Genomic DNA, 1,933 nt, shown 5'->3' with positions numbered 1-1,933 from the left:
TCTCGCTCTGCGGGCTTCCCTCGATGCACTTGCCTTCCCACCACCAACCCATCAGCCCCAGGTCGACTCCGCTGCGATCGTGGACATGCCGAGTGTAGATGACGGGCCTTCCGGCTCTGCGAAAGGCCCTGATCAGCCCGCGGACGGTCGGAAGAATGGCGAGCCCGCCGCTCGTGAAGGTGGGCGAGCCCTTCTCCAGGAAGAAACACTGCATGTCGACGACGAGCAGAGCGCTCTTGCCGGCCCGCAGCTTCATCTTGTGCTGGTTGTAGGGGCGGATCCTCTCGACCCACTGGCGCGTTTTGGCGTCGATGTCCCGTTCCGTCACATAGGATTCCATGCCGATCTCCCTCTCCCTATCACGCTTCCCGCGCCCTCCGCACTCTGTCATCTGGAGCCCGGGCGCTCCTCCGCCGACCAGCGGAGGTAGACGTCGAACCGCATCCAATCGAAGCTCGCCCGGTCGCCCGGCCGTGGGTCGTCCAGGCGGCGCTCTAAAGAGCGATCAGGAGGGCCGCAACGAGCGCCCACCGCCTGCGGCAGGAGAGATGTACCGTCCTAGGGTCCAAGGGTAGCCTGGATGATCTCCCCGTCCATGTAGATGCGCAGGCCGTACTCCATCCCCAGCTTCGGTTGGGCCCACATCCACTGGACATGCCAGTAGCGTTCCTTCCGATCCTCATCGTAGCGTAGCGCGATCGAGTTGATGTATTGCCCCGAGAGCGCCGCGCCTCTCTTCTCCGCCTCCTTCTCGGCAATGTCGAGGGCCTGCCGCAGACTGAGGGACGGCCCCAGCAGGCCAAGATCGGCGGCATCGCCGCGCGTGCCGTCGCGAGAGATCGAGGCCGATGGGACTCCGTCACGCTCCGACCCTCCGTCTTCGATGTAGAGATAGGGCCGGCCCTCCAGATCGGAGGCGGTCATGCGGATGAGGGGATCCGGATCCCTGAAGGCCGCTTCGAGAAATAACCTGTACATGGACTGAACGGTCTCGCGCTCCGCTTGGTCCCCTGGGTCGCCGCGCCGCGTCTCCATCGCGCAACGGACCCTGTGGACTATGAAGAGGCTCAAGTAGCCGCGGATCGGAGTCGCAGGATGCTCGCGGAGGAACTGCTCGGCGAAGGCCGCTTCCGCCATCGGCCCATCACTGAACCCCTCCCATTCGTAAGAGAGGACCGCGCGGGACGCGTAGTCGGCTGCCAGGATCTCGATTCCCGCGGCATCGACAAGGCAGAAGAGATCCCTCTCGAGACGCCTGCGCTTTGCCAGGAGCGACGCCTCGGGCCCCTGCCGTCCATCCCCAGCGGGGAGCCTCGAGCGGAAGATCGACGCCCGTTCAGCGAAGCTCCCGATGCGACGCCGCAGATCGTCCGGAATGCCGGTCAGGTTCTGGACGGCCGGGCTCGTGAGGTCCTCGAGCGCCGTCCGAAAGAGGATCGCGCCGGCAACCGGGGTCCCCGAGTCCTCCGTCCCGCTCGCGGCGGCCGCGCCGGATCCGGTCCCGGGGCCGATGGACAGGCCGACCGATATGGAGAGGACAAGCAGGCGCGCGTGGCAGTTCATCGTGGATCCACCTCCACGGGATCGCCATCGCACGATACCCCGCGGCAGGTTCCGGGTCCACACCGCGCGAAGCGGGGATGCCGGCGGGGGGAAGCGTGACCCCCGCCACGCCGACGCAGTCCCTCGGTCGGCATGGCGGGGGTATGCGAAGCTTGCCGCGCTCTCCTCAAGCGCGGCCGGACGCCGGACTAGTTGCGGAAGTTGGACTTGATCCGCCCCCACGTGGAGGTCTCGACTGGCGTCGGGCCATGATCGCAGGCGCAGGCGTTCGCGACCAGGAGGGCCCAGTCACCGGTCCCGCCGAGCTGGGCGGCGCCGCCGCCGTTGCTGTAGATCACCTTGTAGTCGGAGCGATAGGCGTGCGCGATGT

General features: G+C 66.9%; 2 protein-coding genes. Both read right to left on the bottom strand.

Annotated features, from left to right (window positions below; translation table 11 throughout):
- Positions 1-391, bottom strand: a 391-nt coding sequence (locus FJY88_14005) for a cysteine hydrolase (GenBank protein MBM3288440.1), incomplete at its 3' end; no start/stop codon positions are given.
- Positions 392-558: 167 nt separating this feature from the next.
- Positions 559-1,563, bottom strand: coding sequence for a hypothetical protein (locus tag FJY88_14000; GenBank protein ID MBM3288439.1), 1,005 nt, complete (start codon positions 1,561-1,563; stop codon positions 559-561).
- Positions 1,564-1,933: the final 370 nt, after the last annotated feature.

It is taken from the genome of Candidatus Eisenbacteria bacterium (assembly GCA_016867495.1).
Classification (GTDB): Bacteria; Eisenbacteria; RBG-16-71-46; order CAIMUX01; family VGJL01; genus VGJL01.
This window is presented reverse-complemented; position numbering and strand designations above follow the sequence as displayed.

Bases quoted from the DNA above. Each gene is read 5' to 3' on its own strand.
- FJY88_14000 (MBM3288439.1), bottom strand. From the start codon at position 1,563: ATGAACTGCCACGCGCGCCTGCTTGTCCTCTCCATATCGGTCGGCCTG.